This window comes from Streptomyces sp. NBC_00483 (assembly GCF_036013745.1).
Lineage (GTDB): Bacteria > Actinomycetota > Actinomycetes > Streptomycetales > Streptomycetaceae > Streptomyces.
Genome location: NZ_CP107880.1, coordinates 788,918 through 805,492, shown reverse-complemented (window position 1 = coordinate 805,492; position 16,575 = coordinate 788,918). Strand labels below are relative to the sequence as shown.

The 16,575-nt window shown below is 71.5% G+C and carries 17 protein-coding genes; 8 read left to right on the top strand and 9 right to left on the bottom strand.

The window, feature by feature from the left end:
- Positions 1-16 precede the first annotated feature (16 nt).
- The 5 genes from OHA73_RS03435 to OHA73_RS03415 are packed head-to-tail and all read right to left on the bottom strand — an operon-like array spanning position 17 to position 4,727.
- Positions 17-1,114, bottom strand: coding sequence for an LLM class flavin-dependent oxidoreductase (locus tag OHA73_RS03435; RefSeq protein WP_327654112.1), 1,098 nt, complete (start codon positions 1,112-1,114; stop codon positions 17-19).
- A gap of 40 nt (positions 1,115-1,154) precedes the next feature.
- Positions 1,155-2,126 carry an ABC transporter substrate-binding protein gene (locus OHA73_RS03430; protein ID WP_327654111.1) on the bottom strand — a complete coding sequence of 324 codons (972 nt, stop codon included), beginning with the start codon at positions 2,124-2,126 and terminating at the stop codon, positions 1,155-1,157.
- Positions 2,123-2,914, bottom strand: coding sequence for an ABC transporter ATP-binding protein (locus OHA73_RS03425; protein WP_327654110.1), 792 nt, complete (start codon positions 2,912-2,914; stop codon positions 2,123-2,125). The genes OHA73_RS03430 and OHA73_RS03425 overlap by 4 nt, the downstream gene beginning before the upstream one ends.
- Positions 2,911-3,786, bottom strand: a complete 876-nt coding sequence (locus tag OHA73_RS03420; protein ID WP_327654109.1) for an ABC transporter permease — start codon at positions 3,784-3,786, stop codon at positions 2,911-2,913. Before OHA73_RS03420 ends, OHA73_RS03425 begins: the two co-directional genes overlap by 4 nt.
- On the bottom strand, positions 3,783-4,727 hold the full coding sequence (locus OHA73_RS03415; RefSeq protein WP_327654108.1) for a sulfurtransferase: 945 nt from the start codon (positions 4,725-4,727) through the stop codon (positions 3,783-3,785). The genes OHA73_RS03420 and OHA73_RS03415 overlap by 4 nt, the downstream gene beginning before the upstream one ends.
- Positions 4,728-5,196: 469 nt before the next feature.
- On the opposite strand from OHA73_RS03415, the gene OHA73_RS03410 reads away from it, so the two are divergent.
- Positions 5,197-6,045 (top strand): LysR family transcriptional regulator, encoded by an 849-nt coding sequence (locus OHA73_RS03410; RefSeq protein ID WP_327654107.1) that lies wholly within the window; start codon positions 5,197-5,199, stop codon positions 6,043-6,045.
- A 25-nt stretch (positions 6,046-6,070) separates the two neighbouring features.
- Here the strand turns inward: OHA73_RS03410 and OHA73_RS03405 are convergent, their stop codons facing one another.
- The 3 genes from OHA73_RS03405 to OHA73_RS03395 form a co-directional block, all read right to left on the bottom strand.
- Positions 6,071-7,240 (bottom strand): alpha-hydroxy-acid oxidizing protein, encoded by a 1,170-nt coding sequence (locus OHA73_RS03405; RefSeq protein WP_327654106.1) that lies wholly within the window; start codon positions 7,238-7,240, stop codon positions 6,071-6,073.
- A gap of 73 nt (positions 7,241-7,313) precedes the next feature.
- The gene (locus tag OHA73_RS03400) at positions 7,314-8,198 is read right to left on the bottom strand and encodes an alpha/beta hydrolase (protein ID WP_327654105.1); all 885 of its coding nucleotides are present in this window, start codon (positions 8,196-8,198) and stop codon (positions 7,314-7,316) included.
- Positions 8,183-8,740, bottom strand: a complete 558-nt coding sequence (locus OHA73_RS03395) for a quercetin 2,3-dioxygenase (RefSeq protein WP_266717537.1) — start codon at positions 8,738-8,740, stop codon at positions 8,183-8,185. Before OHA73_RS03395 ends, OHA73_RS03400 begins: the two co-directional genes overlap by 16 nt.
- Positions 8,741-8,904: 164 nt before the next feature.
- On the opposite strand from OHA73_RS03395, the gene OHA73_RS03390 reads away from it, so the two are divergent.
- A complete protein-coding gene (locus tag OHA73_RS03390) occupies positions 8,905-9,375 on the top strand; it encodes a MarR family winged helix-turn-helix transcriptional regulator (protein WP_327654104.1) in 471 nt (156 codons plus the stop codon).
- Here OHA73_RS03390 and OHA73_RS03385 read toward each other — a convergent pair.
- On the bottom strand, positions 9,353-10,636 hold the full coding sequence (locus OHA73_RS03385; protein ID WP_327654103.1) for a phytase: 1,284 nt from the start codon (positions 10,634-10,636) through the stop codon (positions 9,353-9,355). The genes OHA73_RS03390 and OHA73_RS03385 overlap by 23 nt on opposite strands.
- A 251-nt stretch (positions 10,637-10,887) precedes the next feature.
- Here OHA73_RS03385 and OHA73_RS03380 point away from each other — a divergent pair, with 251 nt between their 5' ends.
- The 6 genes from OHA73_RS03380 to OHA73_RS03355 all read left to right on the top strand — a co-directional run bounded on the left by OHA73_RS03380 (position 10,888) and on the right by OHA73_RS03355 (position 16,549).
- Positions 10,888-11,541, top strand: coding sequence for a GntR family transcriptional regulator (locus tag OHA73_RS03380; RefSeq protein WP_266717541.1), 654 nt, complete (start codon positions 10,888-10,890; stop codon positions 11,539-11,541).
- Positions 11,542-11,589: 48 nt separating this feature from the next.
- A complete protein-coding gene (locus OHA73_RS03375; RefSeq protein ID WP_327654102.1) occupies positions 11,590-12,342 on the top strand; it encodes a PIG-L deacetylase family protein in 753 nt (250 codons plus the stop codon).
- Positions 12,342-13,037 (top strand): 4-carboxy-4-hydroxy-2-oxoadipate aldolase/oxaloacetate decarboxylase, encoded by a 696-nt coding sequence (locus tag OHA73_RS03370; protein ID WP_327654101.1) that lies wholly within the window; start codon positions 12,342-12,344, stop codon positions 13,035-13,037. Before OHA73_RS03375 ends, OHA73_RS03370 begins: the two co-directional genes overlap by 1 nt.
- Positions 13,034-14,173, top strand: a complete 1,140-nt coding sequence (locus OHA73_RS03365; protein ID WP_327654100.1) for a 4-oxalomesaconate tautomerase — start codon at positions 13,034-13,036, stop codon at positions 14,171-14,173. Before OHA73_RS03370 ends, OHA73_RS03365 begins: the two co-directional genes overlap by 4 nt.
- On the top strand, positions 14,170-15,123 hold the full coding sequence (locus OHA73_RS03360; RefSeq protein WP_267072195.1) for a catechol 2,3-dioxygenase: 954 nt from the start codon (positions 14,170-14,172) through the stop codon (positions 15,121-15,123). Before OHA73_RS03365 ends, OHA73_RS03360 begins: the two co-directional genes overlap by 4 nt.
- A 64-nt stretch (positions 15,124-15,187) precedes the next feature.
- Complete coding sequence (locus OHA73_RS03355; RefSeq protein ID WP_327654099.1) at positions 15,188-16,549, top strand: MFS transporter; 1,362 nt, start codon at positions 15,188-15,190, stop codon at positions 16,547-16,549.
- Positions 16,550-16,575: the final 26 nt, after the last annotated feature.

The window sequence follows — 16,575 nt, the reverse complement described above, 5'->3', positions numbered from 1 at the left end:
CGGTGTCCTGGTTCGGTCAGGCGGCGCGGGTCGTGGCCCGGTGGGCGAGCTCCTGGCGTACCAGTGGCACCACGTGACGGGCGTAGTCGATCGCATCGTTGAGCGGGTCGTAGCCGCGGATCGACAGCAGGTCGCAGCCGATGTCGACGTAGTCGAGCAGCGCCTGCGCGACTGTCTCGGGCGAGCCGACGAGGGCGGTCGAGGCGCCCGCGGCGTTGGTGGCGACGGCGGGAGCGGTCCACAGGCAGCGGTCGTGGACCTCGCCGCGCCCGGCGACGTCCAGGAGCCGTTGGGAGCCGACATTGGCGGGGCGGCCCGTGGTGCGGTAGTGGCGGAGCAACTCGGTGTTGCGTGCCTGGTCCTGGAGCGCCCCCAGCGTGCGGTGCGCCTTCTCCCAGGCCAGCTCGTCGGTGGGCGCGACGATGGGGCGGAACGACACCCAGATGCGTGGATGCGGGCGCCCGGCCGCGTCCGCGACCGCGTTCACGGCGGCGATCTGCTCGGCCGTCTCCTTCAGCGGCTCGCCCCACAGGCCGAAGATGTCGCCCTGCTGTCCGCCGACCCGGTAGGCGTCCTGGGAGGAGCCGCCGACGGAGATCGGCACGAGCCCGTTCACGGGCTTCACGTCCGAGTGGTAGCCCTCGAAGCGGAAGTACTTGCCCTCGTGCGAGACGGGTCCTTCGGACTGCCACACCTTGCGCAGGATCCGGATGTACTCGTCCGAACGCTCGTACCGCTCCGTCTTGTTGAGGTAGTCACCCTCGCGGTGCTGCTCCTCGTCGCTGCCGCCGGAGATGATGTGCAGCGACAGCCGCCCGTCGCTGATCCGGTCGAGGGTGGCCAGGGCGCGGGCCGCGTGGGTGGGGAAGACGACGCCCGGCCGATGGGCCAGGATCGGCCGGATGCGCTCGGTGTGCGTGGCGACGAACTGGGCGACCTGGAGGGCGTCCGGAGAGGCCGAGTGGTAGGCGACCAGGGTGTGGTCGAAGCCCCCGTCGTCCAGGGCGCGGGCGTACCTGCGCAGATAGGCGGGGTCGAAGCCGGTGCGGCTCGCGGCGGCGGGACCGGAGGCGCCGGAATCGGTGTGGACGGCGCTGATGAACTCGACAGGCATGGACAACTCCTGGGCTCGGAAGGTCAGTTGTGGGGGTGGGTCACTTGAGCAGCGAGGTGTCCGCCGACTTCGCCACGTCGACGTTCGGGTTCAGGACACCGATCCCGTTCATGAGGTCGGCGACGTCCTGGACGGTCTCGTTCACATCGGAGGAGACCGGCAGGACCTTGCCGTACGCCCCCGATGCCAGGGTCTTCGCCACGGAGGGGTCGGCGCCGTTGTGCTCGACGATGGCCTTGGCGTAGGCGTCCTTGTGCGTGCTGGTCCACTTGAGGGCCGTGCCGAGACGCTTCACGAAGTCGGTGAGCGCGGCCTTCTTCGAGGAGTCGGCCAGAGCGTCGTCGGAGGCGTTGACGAAGCCGATCCCGCTGACCCGGCCGTCCTGTCCGTCGACGAGGAGCTTGCCGCCCTGCTGGAGGCCCACGGTCTGGTAGACGCCGAAGGTGGCCCAGATCTTGACCTTCCCGGAGGCGAACGCGGCCTGCGCGTCGGTCGGCAGCAGATACTGCACCTTGACGTCCCGGTAACTGAGCCCGTGCTGCTTGAGGACATTGGCCAGCAGATACTCCGAGATGCTGCCCTTCGCCGAGGACACCACGACCTTCTGGCCCTTGAGGTCCTTGACGCTGTCGATGCCGGAACCCTTGCGGACGACGATGCCCACGTGCGAGCCGTCGTTCTTCAGGGCGGCGATGTTCTTGATCTTCAGCCCGCCGCTGAGCGCCTGAAGCGCCGGCAGGTCGGCGGAGTACCCGGTGTCCGCGGCGCCCGCCTGCACCGCCTGGTACAGCGGCGCCGCGCCCTCGAACTCGGCCCACTTCACCTTGTACTTCGCCCCCTTGAGGGCGCCCGACGCGGCGAACATGGTCTGCAGGGTCTTCGCCTGGTCGCCGATGGTGAGGGTGGCCCGGCCGTCCTCGGCGGCGGCGTCCGCGGAGGAGTCCGCGCCACAAGCGGTGAGCGAGACAAGGGCGGTGAGGCTCAGGGCGGCGGCTGCGATTCTGCGGATCACGACGGGGTTCCTTCCAGGGTGCCGGTCACGCCGAGCCAGTTGAGGAGGCGGGCGCGCAGGGTCACGAACTCGGGGGCGGTCAGATCGCGGGGGCGGGGCAGGTCGACGGTGAGCTCGTGGGCGATGCGCCCCTCGTCCATCACCAGGACCCGGTCGGCGAGCAGCAGCGCCTCCTCCACGTCGTGCGTGACCAGGAGGATCGCGCAGCCGTGCCGCTCCCACAGCTCGGCCACCAGCTGCTGGACCCGGCCCCGGGTGAGCGCGTCCAGGGCGCCGAACGGCTCGTCCAGGAGCAGCAGTTCGGGCTCGCGGACCAGGGCACGGGCCAGGGAGACACGTTGGGCCTGGCCGCCGGAGAGCGTCTTGGGCCAGACGGTGGCGCGCTCCGCGATGCCCACCTCGGCGAGGGCCTTGTCGGCGAGCGCCCGGTCGGGCCGGCCCGGCAGCCCGAGCACGACGTTGCGCCATGTCTTCAGCCAGGGCAGCAGCCGCGGTGACTGGAAGGCGGCACTGCGCCGCGCGGGCACGGTCACCTCGCCGCCGATCTCCTCGTCCAGGCCGGCGAGAATCCTCAGCAGCGTCGACTTGCCGCAGCCGCTGTGCCCGAGCGGCGCCACGAACTCGCCCTCGCGCAGGTCGAGATCCAGGTCGTGCAGGACGGTGTGACCGTCGAAGGCCCGCGAAAGGCCGCGTATCTCAACGCTGTTGACCGTGGTGTGCGTGCCGGTGCCGGTGCCGGTGCCGGTTTCGGTTTCGGTTTTGGTGACGGTGTCGGCCATGGGGGTCATGCCTCGCCCTCGAAGTTGGCGCGCCAGGCGAGCAGCCGGCGCGAAAGGATCCGTACGGCGAAGTCGCAGACGAGGCCGAGCAGCGCGTACACGACGAGGCAGAGCACGATGACGTCCGTACGGAAGTACTGCTGGGCGTTGCTCATCAGATAGCCGAGACCGGCGTCCGCGTTGATCTGCTCGGCGAAGACGAGGGCGAGCCAGGCGGTCGACAGCGCGTACCGCAGTCCGACGAGCGCGCCGGGCAGTGCGCTCGGCAGGATCACGTATTTGATCAGGCCGAGCTTGCCGAGCCCCATCATCCGGGCGGCCTCGACGAGTTGGGCGTCCGTGGAGCGGATGCCGCCGTAGATGTTGAAGTACAGGGGGTACGTCACGCCGAGCGCGACCAGCGCGATCTTCGGCGTCTCCTCGATGCCGAACCACACGATGAACAGCGGGATGAGACCCACCCAGGGGATGGCCCGGAACATGCCCATCGAGGAGTCGACCACGTCCTCGCCGAGCCGGAAGAGCCCCGCCAGCAGCGACAGCGCCAGCGCCACCGAACCGCCGATCAGGAATCCGGTGGCGGCCCTGCGGCCGGACGCGGCGACGGCGTCGGGCAGTTCGCCGCTGCGGGTGAGTTCGACGGCCTGCCGCACGACGTCCACGGGCGAGGCGAGCACCGACTCCGGGAGCACACCGGTGGCCGAGGCCAGGAACCAGAGGACGACGAGCCCGACCGGTCCCGCGGCCCGGCGCACGGAACGTGGCACGGCGAGGCGGCGGCCGGTCTTCGCGGTGCCACGGATGGTGACACGGGCGGACGGCGCGGGCGGATGGTCCGCGGGAGGTGGCAGGACCGCGGCGTCCAGGTGGTCCGTCGTCATGGCCGCTCTCCCTTCGTGGCAGGGCGGTCGGGGTCGGTGGACCAGGCGGACCAGGAGCCGGGGAAGAGGACGGCACGGAACCCGGCGATCTCCAGGGCGGCGATCTCGTGGGCCGCGGTGACACCGGAGCCGCAGTAGACACCGATGCGGGGTGCGGAATTCGCGCCCGGCTCGGCCGCGTCGTCACCCGGCTCGGCCGTGTCGGCACCTGGCTCGGCCGTGTCGGCACCCGGCCCGGTCGCGTAGGGGCCTGGCCCGGCCGCGTCGGCCCCCAGCTCCGCGAAGCGCTTGCGCAGCTCGTCGGCGGGCAGGAACGTGCCGTCCGCCGCCAGGTTCTCGCCGGTCGGCGCGGACACCGCGCCCGGAATGTGTCCGGCGCGCGGGTCGACGGGCTCCACCTCGCCGCGGTACCGCTCACCGGCCCGGGCGTCCAACAGCAGCCCGGATGCCGCGAGTTCGGCCGCCCCGTCGGCGTCGGTGAGCGGCAGCGCGCCCTCGCGCAGGACGACATCGCCCCGCGGCGGGGCGGCGGGTTGGCCCGATTCCAACAGCAGACCGGCGGAGCGCCAGGCGCCGAGCGCGCCGTCCAGCAGCGTCACCCGGTCCAGGCCCGCGTACCGCAGCAGCCACCAGGCCCGCGCCGCGGCGGTGTTGCCCAGGTCGTCGTAGACGACGACGGGCCGGTCCCGCCGCAGGCCCCAGCGGCGCGCGGCGTCCTGGAGTCGGTCGATCGGTGGCAGCGGATGGCGGCCGCCCCGCGCGGTCGGAGCGGACGCCAGCTCCGTCTCCAGGTCGACGTACACGGCGCCCGGGATGTGCCCCTCGGCGTAGTGCTCGCGGCCGTGCGGGTCGCCCAGCGCCCAGCGGACGTCGAGCAGGGCTGGGGGAGCGTCGGAGGCGAGCAGCTCGCGCAACTCGGCGACGGTCGTGGTCACGGTCATGCCAGGGCCTCCGCGATCAAGGGCAGTTCGGCATGGGGTGAGGGCATGAGGAGGGGACTCCCGGTTCGGGGCAGGCGGACATCGGGCGAGGGGGAGGGCGAGGGCGATCGGCGGTGTCAGGGGTGCCGAGGGGATCAGGGGTGCCGAGGGGAAGGGAAGGCGCAGCGGGCCGGGCCCTTCGGGCGCCGCGAGGTCACGCGTCGGCGCAGGCGTGAGCCGGGCGACGCGTGACGCGGTGAAGAGGCGCGACGCGGTGAAGGGGAGGAGTGCGGCAGGAGGTCAGCGACAGCGCGCGCTGCACGTGACGCCGAAGTCGATGACTCGGCGCCGCGTCAGAAAGGCAGCGGAAGACGGCGCGTGCAACATGTGCCCATCATGACCGGCCGTGGTCGACAGCGTCCAACGACGAATTCGGATCGAAACCGATCAGGGATCGCGATCGATCGCCGATGACGACTACTGTCACGGCATGCCCCGACCCCTCCTGGACCTCGTCGCCCTGCGCAGCCTGACGGCCATAGCCGACTGCGGCGGCTTCCACCGCGCCGGTGAGGCCCTGTCCCTGAGCCAGTCCGCGGTGAGCCAGCACGTCCGGAAGCTGGAGAAGACCCTGGGGCGGCCAGTCGTCGAACGCGAGGGCAGAGGCACCCGGTTCACCCCCGACGGGCGGCTGCTGCTCGAACAGGCGCGGAAGATACTCGCCGTCCACGACGAGGCCGTACGCACGCTGCTCGACGCCGACGGCGACACCGTGACCATCGGCTCCACCGAGCACGCCGCGGACCAGTTCCTGCCCCGGCTCACCGCGGCCGTCCAGGAGGTGCGCCCCGGCTGCCGGGTCCGCTTCCGCATCGACCGCTCCGCCCGCCTGGTGGAGGCCGTGGAACGGGGCGGGGTCGACGTCGCGGTGTACGTCACCGAGGCCGCGGCCACCGAGGGCACACCCGTCGGCGGACTCCCGCTCACCTGGTACGCCGTCCCCGGCTGGCAGCCGCCGACCGCCCCGGAGCCCGTACCTCTCGTGGCGATCGAGGACCCCTGCGCCATTCGCCGCAGGGCCATCGCGACCCTGGCCGCGCGCGGGGTGCCGGCCTCGGTCGTCGGCGACGCCGGCTATCTCGCGGGGGTCCTGGACCTCGCCCGCACGGGCCAGGGCGTGGCGCTGCTCGCGGCGGTCGGCCAGGAACCCGAAGGCCTGACCCCTTGCACCGGACTGCCCGACGCCGCCCCCATCCCGATGAGCGCGCTCGCCCGTCCGGGCGTGGACCCGGCCACGGCCGAGGCCGCGCTCACGGCGGTACGGGACCTGTTGCGATAGCCCCCACGCCACGGGGCTCCGCTGCTCAATCGCCGTAGGGACCCGACTTCACCAACGCCTCCGGTGTCAGGTCCGCCAGGGTCGGATAGCCGTCCACCGCCATGATCAGGTCGGCCTCGGCGAGCAGGGAGCGCAGGACGTGCACGAGGCCGTCGTCGCCGCCGACCGCGAGTCCGTACGCGTACGGGCGCCCGACGCCCACCGCCGTGGCACCCAGCGCGAGCGCCTTGATGACATCGGCGCCCGAGCGGATTCCGGAGTCGAAGAGCACTGGCATGCCCTCCGCCGCCTCGACGACTCCCGGCAGCGCGGCGAGCGCGGGAAGGCCGCCGTTGGCCTGGCGGCCGCCGTGGTTGGAGCAGTAGATGCCGTCCACGCCGCCGTCCCTGGCACGGCGCACGTCCTCGGGGTGGCAGATGCCCTTGAGGATCAGTGGCAGATCGGTGAGCGAGCGCAGCCACGGCAGGTCGTCCCAGGTGAGCGGATTGCCGAAGAGGCCGACCCAGGACCGTACGAGGTCCGTGGGGTCGGTGCTCGCGGCGATCTCCTGGAAGCGCGGGTCCGACATGTAGTTGGCGAGGCAATGGCCCCGCAGCTGCGGGAAGTTGGAGGTCGACAGGTCGCGTGGACGCCAGCCGGTGACCCATGTGTCGAGCGTGACCACGATGCCCTTGTAGCCCGCCGCCTCCGCCCGCTTGACGAGGCTTTCGGCGAGCGCCCGGTCGGTGGGTGTGTACAGCTGGAAGAAGCCAGGTGTGTCACCGAACTCGGCGGCCACGTCCTCCATCGGGTCGACCGTCAGTGTCGACGCCACCATGGGCACACCGGTGCGCGCCGCGGCCCGCGCCGTCGCCAGGTCTCCGTGTCCGTCCTGCGCGCACAGCCCGATCACGCCGACCGGCGCCATGAACAGCGGTGAGGCGAGGCGCATCCCGAACAGGTCCACGGACATGTCGCGCTGCGTGGCACCCACCATCATCCGGGGCACGAGTCCGTACCGCTCGAAGGCCCGCACATTGGCGCGCTGCGTGTGCTCGTCGCCCGCGCCCCCGGCGACGTAGGACCAGATGGAGGGGGAGAGGGCCGCCTGGGCCCGCTGTTCGAGGGTGGCGAAGTCCATCGGCTGCGAGGGCGTGACGCCCCGCAGTCCGTCGAGGTAGATCTCGAATTGGTAGTCGCCGAACTGCGGGCTCATCGCGCACCTCTTCACCGGGCGGGGGCAGGGACACACCAATCTGCCAGGTCGACTGCGCGGCGCAAAGGGGTGGTCAGGTGTGCTGCCGTACGAAGTCCAGGGAAGCGGTGAAGATCCGCCGGACCTCGGCGTCGTCCGCGCCGTGCCAGCCGTGGTCGGCCCCCGGCACCGTCCGCAGCTCGACCGGCGCCCCGGCCGCCCGCAGCGCGTCCGACAGGTCACGGCCGTGGGAGCACGACACCATCGAGTCGGCCTCGCCGTGCACGACGAAGAAGGGCGGTGCGTCCGCGTGCACCCGTTTCAACGGGCTTGCTGCGTCCGCCAGTTCGGGCACCGAAGATGGGGCGTCACCCAGGAGCAGCGCCTCGGGCGTGGCCGGGTTGGCCGGATCGAACGGGGGCCGCGCCGTCGTCAGGTCCGCAGGGCCGTACCAGACGACCGCTCCCGCGAGCCGTGGCTCGTCGTGCGTGAGCGCGAGCAGCGAGGCCAGATGGCCGCCCGCCGACTCGCCCCAGACGACGGTGCGTTCGGGGTCGATGCCCAACTCGTCCGCGCGCAGGCCGAGCCAGCGCAGCGCCGACCGCAGGTCCTCCAGCGGCGCGGGGAACGTCGCCTCGCCGCTGAGCCGGTAGTCCACGCAGGCCACCGCGAGGCCCGCCGCCGCGAGCTGCTCGAACGGGCCGGGAGCCCACCCCCGCGTACGCACACCCATGTCGTCACGCCGGCCGCGCCGCCACGCCCCGCCGTGCACGAACAGCACCAGCGGCGCCGGGCCCGCCGACGCGGGCAGCCACAGGTCGAGTTCCAGCGGGCGGGCGCCCTCCACGTCCGCGTACGGGACGCCGCGCAGCGCGCGCACGCCACCCGCGTACTCGGTCGACCGGGGCAGCGGCGTGACGTCCGGGTGCGGCGCGGCGATCAACTGCCGCAGTTCGCCCGGCGTCACGAGGTCCGCCACTGGTGGTCGGGCAGGAAGCGCACGTCGTACTCCTGCGGGACCGTGCCGAACTTGTGCGGCTCGGGGACGAACGGCCGGGCCGGCAGGCCCATTTCCTCCGCCGGTGTGCCCAGCGTCTCGAAGAACCGCTCGAAGGTTCCGCCGGGGCCCGCGGCGACGCCGACGACCTGGGAGTGGTGGCGCTCCATGCGGTAGGCGTGCGCGCAGTTCTTCGGCACGAAACCGAAGTCGCCCGGCGTGAGCAGGCGCTCCAGCTGCTCGCCCTCGGGGTCCTCGGCGAAGAGCCGGACCGCGCCCTGCGTCACGTAGAACACCTCGTGGGTGTCCGCGTGCACATGCGCCGGGATGATGTCGCCCTTCGGGCCCTCGACGGTGAAGAAGTTGAAGGTGTTGTCGGTCTGCTCGCCGCCCGCGTAGACGGTGACGAGATCGCCGAAGAGGTGGGCCCGGTCGCCCTCGCCCTTCTCGATCACGTACGGCTTCGACGGGTCGGCCGGTATGCGGGAGGCGCTGCGGTAGCGCGTCGCGAACTCCATGGTCATGCGGATCATCCTTGCCTGTGTCAGGGTGCCTGACGTTCTGTGTCAGGTAGCCTGACATGTGAAGCGGTCGACAGGCAAGAGGTCGACAAGCAAGGGGTCGACGGGCAAGAGCAAGGGCAGGGCCTGTGCCGAGAAATCCGGGAGTCCGGGAGGACGAAGAAGTGATGAGCCAGCCCCGACGTGATCTGCCGCAGCTCCTCGGTGACGCCCGGCGCTGGTTCGAGGACGGGCTGCTCGCGGCTCTGGAGGCGCAGGGTGTGGCGCCGATAACGCCCACCCAGGTGCAGCTCTTCGCGATGCTCGACGCGGACGGCACCACCGTCTCCGAGCTGGCCCGCCGCATGGGCGTGACCCGGCAGACCGTCCATCAGGCCGTCCGCGCCCTGATCGACGACGGCCTCCTGGAGCAGGTGCCGGACCCCGCGTCGGCCCGGCAGCGCCTGGTCCGCCGTACCGCGGAGGGGCGGCGCGCCCATGAGCGGGCGCGGCGGGCCCTGGACGGTCTCGAGGCCCGGCTGGCGGAGCGCATCGGGGAGGAGGTGCTCGGCGGGCTGCGTGCGGCGCTGGAGGCTCCGTGGGGCGGGCCGTTCGACGAGCGGCCCGCCGAGGCCGTCAGTCGTCGACCGCGTCCGTGACCGCGCCCAGGTCCACGAACTTGAAGTTGGTGGAGGGGCGGTCCGTCTCGCCCGGGGCGTCGTGGCCGTCCTGCACGACCAGCAGACCGTTCGGGTAGCGGCGGCCCAGCGGCTCGTTCAGTGCGGCGGCGCCGTCGCACTCCTCGGAGCCGTCGAGCTCCGCCGATGCGGGCGTGACGCGGAAGCCGCCCTCGTACTCGTTCGCGTCGGAGACCTCGCGGTCGTACGCGGCGAAGGTGTTGTCGCCCTGGCTGGAGGCGAGGAGCAGGCCGTCGCCGTCCTTCTCGGTGACCAGGGTCAGGCCCTCGACGTCCGCGGTGAGGCGCTTGCCGCCGAAGCCCGGGTCGGCGCCCGCGACACACTCCTCGGTCGCCTCGTCGTACGTGCCCGGAACCCCGTACTCCTTCACCTTGTCGATCAGCTTCGGTGCACCGGTGAGGTCGGCGCGCAGCCGCCAGATGCCGACGTCCTCCTGGCCGGCGTAGAGCGTGCCGGTCGCCGGGTCCACCACCATGCCCTCGACCTGCGGAAGTTCGCCGGGCTCGCCGCAGGGTGACCAGGTGGCGCCGTTCGGGAGTCGGAAGGAGGACGGCAGGTCGAGGGTGCGGACCTTGGTGTAGCCGACCGTGCCGTCGGCGTTGCCCTTGAGCTCCAGGAGGGCGAGGCGGGTGCGCTCACGCTGACTGACCAGGGCGTACGAGCGGCCGCTCGCCTTGTCCGTCCAGGTGGCCAGGCCGTACGCCGTGCGCTGCTCGTTGATCTCGTCCTGGGAGCCGGAGTAGATCGGGGTCGCCTTGGGGTCGGTGACGTCGGTGAGCGGGCCGCCGGCGTGGTCGCGGTCGATGCGGTAGAAGCGCAGCCGGTCGTTGCCGCGGTCCGAGGTCACCGCCAGGTCGCCGAGGCCGGCGCTGTGGACCAGGTCGACGTTGTTGAACCGGCCGGGCGCGTCGTCGGCGCCGGGTCCCGCGGGGGCCGGCAGCGACTGCACCTCGTGCGCGTCGAGGTCGTAGACGCGCAGGCCGCCCTGCTTGGCCGTGGCGACGACGAGGCTGCGGTCCGGGTCCGCGGGGTTGCGCCAGATCGCCGGGTCGTCGGCGTCCGCGTCACCGCCCGCGGCGTCGTCGTGCAGGGCGGCGGTCTCGGCGCGCGGCGCGACGGCGGGCAGAGCCCGTGGGGTGGCCTGGGCCGGGCCCGTCGTGGTCACGGCGAGCGCGGCGACGGTGGTGGCGAGGACCAGCAGGGACGTCCGTGGAGTGGCCACGTGAAAGCTCCTTCATGGCGTGAGCATGGCGGATGCATTCTGTGATCTTGGTGTGAGGGGGAAGGGGGTGGTGCCCGAAGCGGAAGCGTACAAGGGGTGAACTCGTGGTGTGGGAAGGGAAGTTGAGACGTGCTGCCGTCGTGCGGGTCGCCGGCGACCGGTCGAAGCGTGCGGACAGGTTGCGAACAAAATCGTTGACAATTCTGTTCGCCTAGATTTAGCGTCGACACGCACTCACTCAGGGAGGGCAGATGCCGGAGGAAGCCCGTCCGGGCTCCGGAGAGCAGGCCAAGCAGTACGCGCTCGATCAGCTGCGGAAGGCGATTCTGCGCGGCGAGATGTCACCGGCTCAGCGGCTGGTGGAGAACGAACTCGCCGAGCAGTACGACGTGACGCGGGCGAGTATCCGTGCCGCGCTGCTCGAGCTGGCCGCGGAAGGCCTGGTCGAGCGGATCCGTAACCGCGGCTCGCGGGTGCGGGTCGTCACGGTCGAGGAGGCCGTGGAGATCACCGAGTGCCGGATGGCACTCGAAGGGCTGTGCGCGGCCAAGGCGGCAGAGGAGGCCACCGACGCGCAGCTCGACGAGCTCACTGGGCTCGGTGACGCCATGTCCAAGGCGGTCGCGGACGGTGATCCGCTCACCTACTCCGACCTCAACCACGAGCTGCACGCCCGCATCCGGGAGATCTCCGGCCAGCACACGGCCGTCGGGCTCCTGGAGCGGCTCAACGCCCAACTGGTGCGTCACCGCTTCCAGTTGGCGCTGCGTCCGGGGCGTTCGCAGCAGTCCCTGAGCGAGCATCTGGCGATGATCGAGGCGATCCGCGCCAGGGACCCGCAGGCGGCCGAGACGGCCGTCCGCGCCCACCTCCGCAGTGTGATCGACGTGTTGAGCGCCGACTGACGTTGCACCGGGGGCGGGCCGCACACCTGTCACCTAGGAGATGCAGCAATGACCAACGGCCACGTGCCCGCCACCCCGCCACGATCGATCCTCGTGGTCACCGCGCACGCCGGGGACTTCGTGTGGCGGGCCGGCGGTGCCATCGCGCTCGCCGCCGCCCGCGGCGAGAAGGTGAGCATCGCGTGCCTGACGTTCGGGGAGCGCGGCGAGTCCGCCAAGGCCTGGCGGGAGGGCAAGAAGCTCGACGAGATCAAGGCGCTGCGCCGCGACGAGGCGGAGCGGGCCGCCGCCGCGCTCGGCGCCGACGTGCACTTCTTTGACGCCGGTGACTACCCCCTCGTCGAGACCGCCGAGCTGACCGACCGGCTCGTCACGGTCTACCGCGACACCCAGCCCGACGTCGTGCTCACGCACCCGGTCGAGGACCCGTACAACGGCGACCACCCGGCCGCCAACCGCATGGCCCTGCAGGCCCGCGTCCTCGCGCAGGCCATCGGCTACCCCGGCGAGGGCGAGATCATCGGCGCCCCGCCCGTCTTCTACTTCGAGCCGCACCAGCCCGAGATGAGCGGCTTCAAGCCCGAGGTCCTCCTCGACATCACCGAGGTCTGGGACACCAAGCGCAAGGCCATGGAGTGCCTGGGCGCCCAGCAGCACCTGTGGGAGTACTACACCGACCTGGCCGTACGCCGAGGTGTGCAGCTCAAGCGCAACGCGGGGCCCAACCTGGGGCTCGCCCACAAGACCATGGCCGAGGCGTACATGCGCCCGTACCCGCAGATCGCGAAGGAGCTCGCCTGATGCCCGGCGTCATCGTCACCAACCCGCCCAAGGCCGAGCCCAAGGACGTCGAGGCGCTCGCCGGGTACGGCGTCGCCACCGTCCACGAGGCGATGGGCCGCACCGGCCTCCTCGGCCACCACCTGCGCCCCAACCAGCAGGACACGCGCATCGCCGGCACCGCCGTGACCGTGCTGTCCTGGCCCGGCGACAACCTCATGATCCACGCGGCCGTGGAGCAGTGCGGCGAGGGCGACATCCTCGTCGTCACCACCACATCTCCGTCCACCGACGGCATGTTCGGCGAGCTGTTCGCCACGGCGCTGCAGAAGCGCGGGGTGCGCGGCATCGTCACCAACGCCGGGATCCGTGACACGTCCGAGCTGCGCGAGATGGGCTTCCACGCCTGGTCCGCCGCCGTGTCCGCGCAGGGCACCGTGAAGGCGACCGGCGGCAGCGTCAACGTCCCGGTCGTCATCGGGGGTGAGACCGTCCGTCCCGGTGATGTCATCGTCGCGGACGACGACGGTGTGGTGGTCGTGCCGCGTGAACGGGCCGCCGAGGCCGCGGAGAAGTCCCAGGCCCGCGAGGAGAAGGAGGCCGCCACCCGCGCCGCCTTCCTGGAGGGCCAACTCGGCCTGGACCGCTACGGGTTGCGCGACACCCTCAAGCGGCTCGGCGTCGAGTACCGCACGTACGAGGAACACACCTCGTGACCGGGGCGGAGGGGGCCGGGTCGGAAGAGGCCCGGTTCGATGAGGTGCGCTGTCTGCTGATGCGCGGCGGCACCTCCAAGGGTGCCTACTTCCTGGCCGAGGACCTGCCCGCCGAACCGGCCGCCCGCGCCGAACTGCTGCTGCGGGTGATGGGCAGCCCCGACCCGCGCCAGATCGACGGCATTGGAGGTGGCCACCCGCTGACCAGCAAGGTCGCGGTGGTGTCACCTTCGGCCGAGCCGGACGCCGACGTCGACTACCTCTTTCTCCAAGTGAACGTCGACGAACCCGTGGTGTCGGACCGTCAGAACTGCGGCAACATCCTCGCCGGTATCGGCCCGTTCGCGGTCGAGCGGGGCCTGGTGTCCGCGGGGGAGGGGGAGACCTCGGTCCGTATCCGCATGGTCAACTCCGGTGACCGGGCCACGGCCACGTTCCCTACGCCGGGCGGCCGGGTCGACTACACGGGCGACGCGGAGATATCCGGCGTACCGGGGACCGCGGCCGCCGTGGTCATCGAATTCCCGCCGGGCGAGGGCGCGTTGCTGCCGACGGGGCACCTCCGCGACACGGTCGCCGGCACCGAGGTGACCTGCGTCGACAACGGCATGCCGACTGTGCTCATCCCTGCCGACTCCCTGAAGGTCACCGGCTACGAGGACCCGAAGGAGCTGGAGGCGGACCAGGGGCTGGCTCGACGGCTCCGTGAAATCCGTCTGGAAGCCGGTGAGTTGATGGGTCTTGGTGACGTCTCCGACGCCACCGTCCCCAAGCTGACGCTGCTCGCCCCGCCCCGGCACGGCGGCGCCGTCACCACCCGTACGTTCATCCCCGTGCGCTGCCACACCTCCATCGGCGTGCTCGGCGCGGCGAGCGTGGCGGCGGGGCTGTGGATGGACGGCAGTGTGGCGGACGGCATCGCCCAACCACCCACGGGAGCAGACCGGTTGCGCATCGAGCACCCCACCGGCTTCACCGACATCGAAGCCGGCCTCACCACGGGCCCCGACGGACTTCCCGCCCCGCGGCGCACCGCCGTCGTCCGCACGGCCCGAAAACTCTTCGACGGCACGGTCTTCCCGCGCACCGTCGACACCGCATCCCTCCCCGCACAGAACTCAGGAGGTCCCCGATGACTCCGCCCCTCGGCGACATCGCGCACATCGGCCACGCCCAGCTGTTCACCCCGGACCTGGACGCCAGCGTCGGCTTCTTCACGGACTTCCTGGGCCTGACCGTCTGCGGCCAGGACGGCGACAGCGTCTACCTGCGCACCTTCGACGACTACGAGCACCACAGCCTCGTCCTCACCGCCCGCGACCAGCCGGGACTCGGCCGGATCGCGCTGCGCACCTCCAGCGAGGAAGCGCTCCAGCGCCGCATCAAGGCGGTCGAGGAGTCCGGCGGCACCGGGCACTGGGCGGAGGACGAGCCCGGCATCGGGAAGCTGTTCGTCACCACCGACCCGGACGGCCACGAACTCGCCCTCTACTGGGACAGCGAGCACTACCGGGCCCCCGACGAGCTGAAGCCGGCCCTCAAGAACCAGCCGCAGGCCAAGCCCAACCGCGGCGTCGGCGTCCGCCGCCTCGACCACGTCAACTTCCTCGCCTCGGACGTCGCGCTCAACGCCGACTTCCAGTCGGACGTCCTCGGCGCCCGCCCCACCGAGCAGATCCAGCTCGACACCGGGCGCATCGCCGGCAAGTGGCTGACCTTCACCAACAAGTCGTACGACGTCGTCTACACCGAGGACTGGACCGGCGCCAACGGCCGCCTGCACCACATCGCCTTCGCGACCGACAACCGCGAGGACATCCTGCGCGCCGCCGATCTCGCCATCGACACCGGCGTGTTCATCGAGACCGGCCCGCACAAGCACGCCATCCAGCAGACGTTCTTCCTCTACGTCTACGAGCCCGGCGGCAACCGCATCGAGCTGTGCAACCCGCTCACCCGCCTCGTCCTCGCCCCCGACTGGCCGCTCATCACCTGGACCGAGGAAGAGCGCAAGAAGGGGCAGGCCTGGGGCCTGAAGACCATCGAGTCCTTCCACACGCACGGAACCCCGCCGATTCAGCCCTGACCCCGCGTATCCCACTCCACCCTTACCGGGCCGCCACCGGACCGCCCGGACGAGAGGAACAACGATGTCCTCGCGTTACCGCTCCGCCCTGCCCAAAAACGCGGCCTCCGCCGTCGCCGCGGACCCGTCCCGCCGCAGCCGCACCATCGTCATCGCCCTGTGCTGGGCGCTGGTGTTCATCGACGGCATCGACACGTTCATCTACGGCTCCGCGCTGCCGCACATGCTCGGTTCGAAGGCACTCGGCCTGACCGACGCCTCCGCCGGTGACATCGGCAGCTACACCACCTTCGGCATGCTGGTCGGCACGATCCTCTCCGGCACCGTCAGCAACTGGGTGGGCCGCCGCAAGACCGTCTTCACCTCGGTCGTCGTCTTCACCATCGCCACCGTCGGCTGCGGATTCGCCCAGAGCGCCGGGGTGTTCGGCTTCTTCCGCCTGGTGTGCGGCTTCGGTCTCGGCGCGCTGCTGCCGATCGCCATCTCGTACGGGATGGAGTTCACCACCGGCGCCCGCAAGGCGCTCGCGACCGGTGTCATCATGACCGCCCACCAGACCGGCGGCGCCGTCGCGCCGCTGCTCGCGCTGTGGCTGATCGACGACTTCGGCTGGCGCTCGGCCTTCCTCGTCGGCGCGATACCCGCGCTGATCTTCCTGCCGCTGGCCCTGAAGCTGCTGCCCGAGTCGCCGACCAACCTGCTCACCCGCGGCCGTACCGGCGACGCGCAGGCCCTCGCGGGCACGTACGGCCTCGAACTGCCCGAGCCCAAGGGGCACGCCGCCGACAAGCTGGAGAGCATCAAGGCCCTGTTCCGTGGCCGCCAGTGGCTGACGACGCTGTGCTTCTGGCTGACGTCGTTCGCCGGCCTGCTGCTCGTCTACGGGGTCGGCCAGTGGCTGCCGAAGATCATGGGCGACCTCGGCTACGACACCGGTGACTCGCTGCTCTTCTCGACGTTCCTCAACGTCGGCGGCATCGTCGGCATGCTGGTCGCGGGCCGCCTCGCCGACCGTGTGGGCCCGCGCCGCATCGTCATCATCTGGTTCGCGCTGACCGCGGTCTTCGTCTACCTGATGGGCGTACACATGTCGGTGGTCGTGCTGTACGGCGTCGTCTTCCTCGCCGGGCTGCTCCTGTTCAGCGGCCAGACGATGGTGTACGCGACGGTCGGCTCGCACCACGTCGAGGAGGACCGGCCCACCGCGCTCAGCTGGGTCTCCGGCATTGGCCGCTTCGGCGCCGTCTTCGGCCCGTGGATGGGCGGTCAGCTGCTCGCGGCGGGCCACGCGGACCTGGGCTTCTCGATGTTCGCCGTGGCGGCCGTGTTCGGCGCGGTGATGATGGCGCTGGCCGCGCTCACCATCAGGGTCCGGGCGAACCGGGGGAGCGGGGACAGGAAGGGAGCGCCGGCGATGGCCGGTTGATCCGTGCGTACGGCACTGTGGCCCGG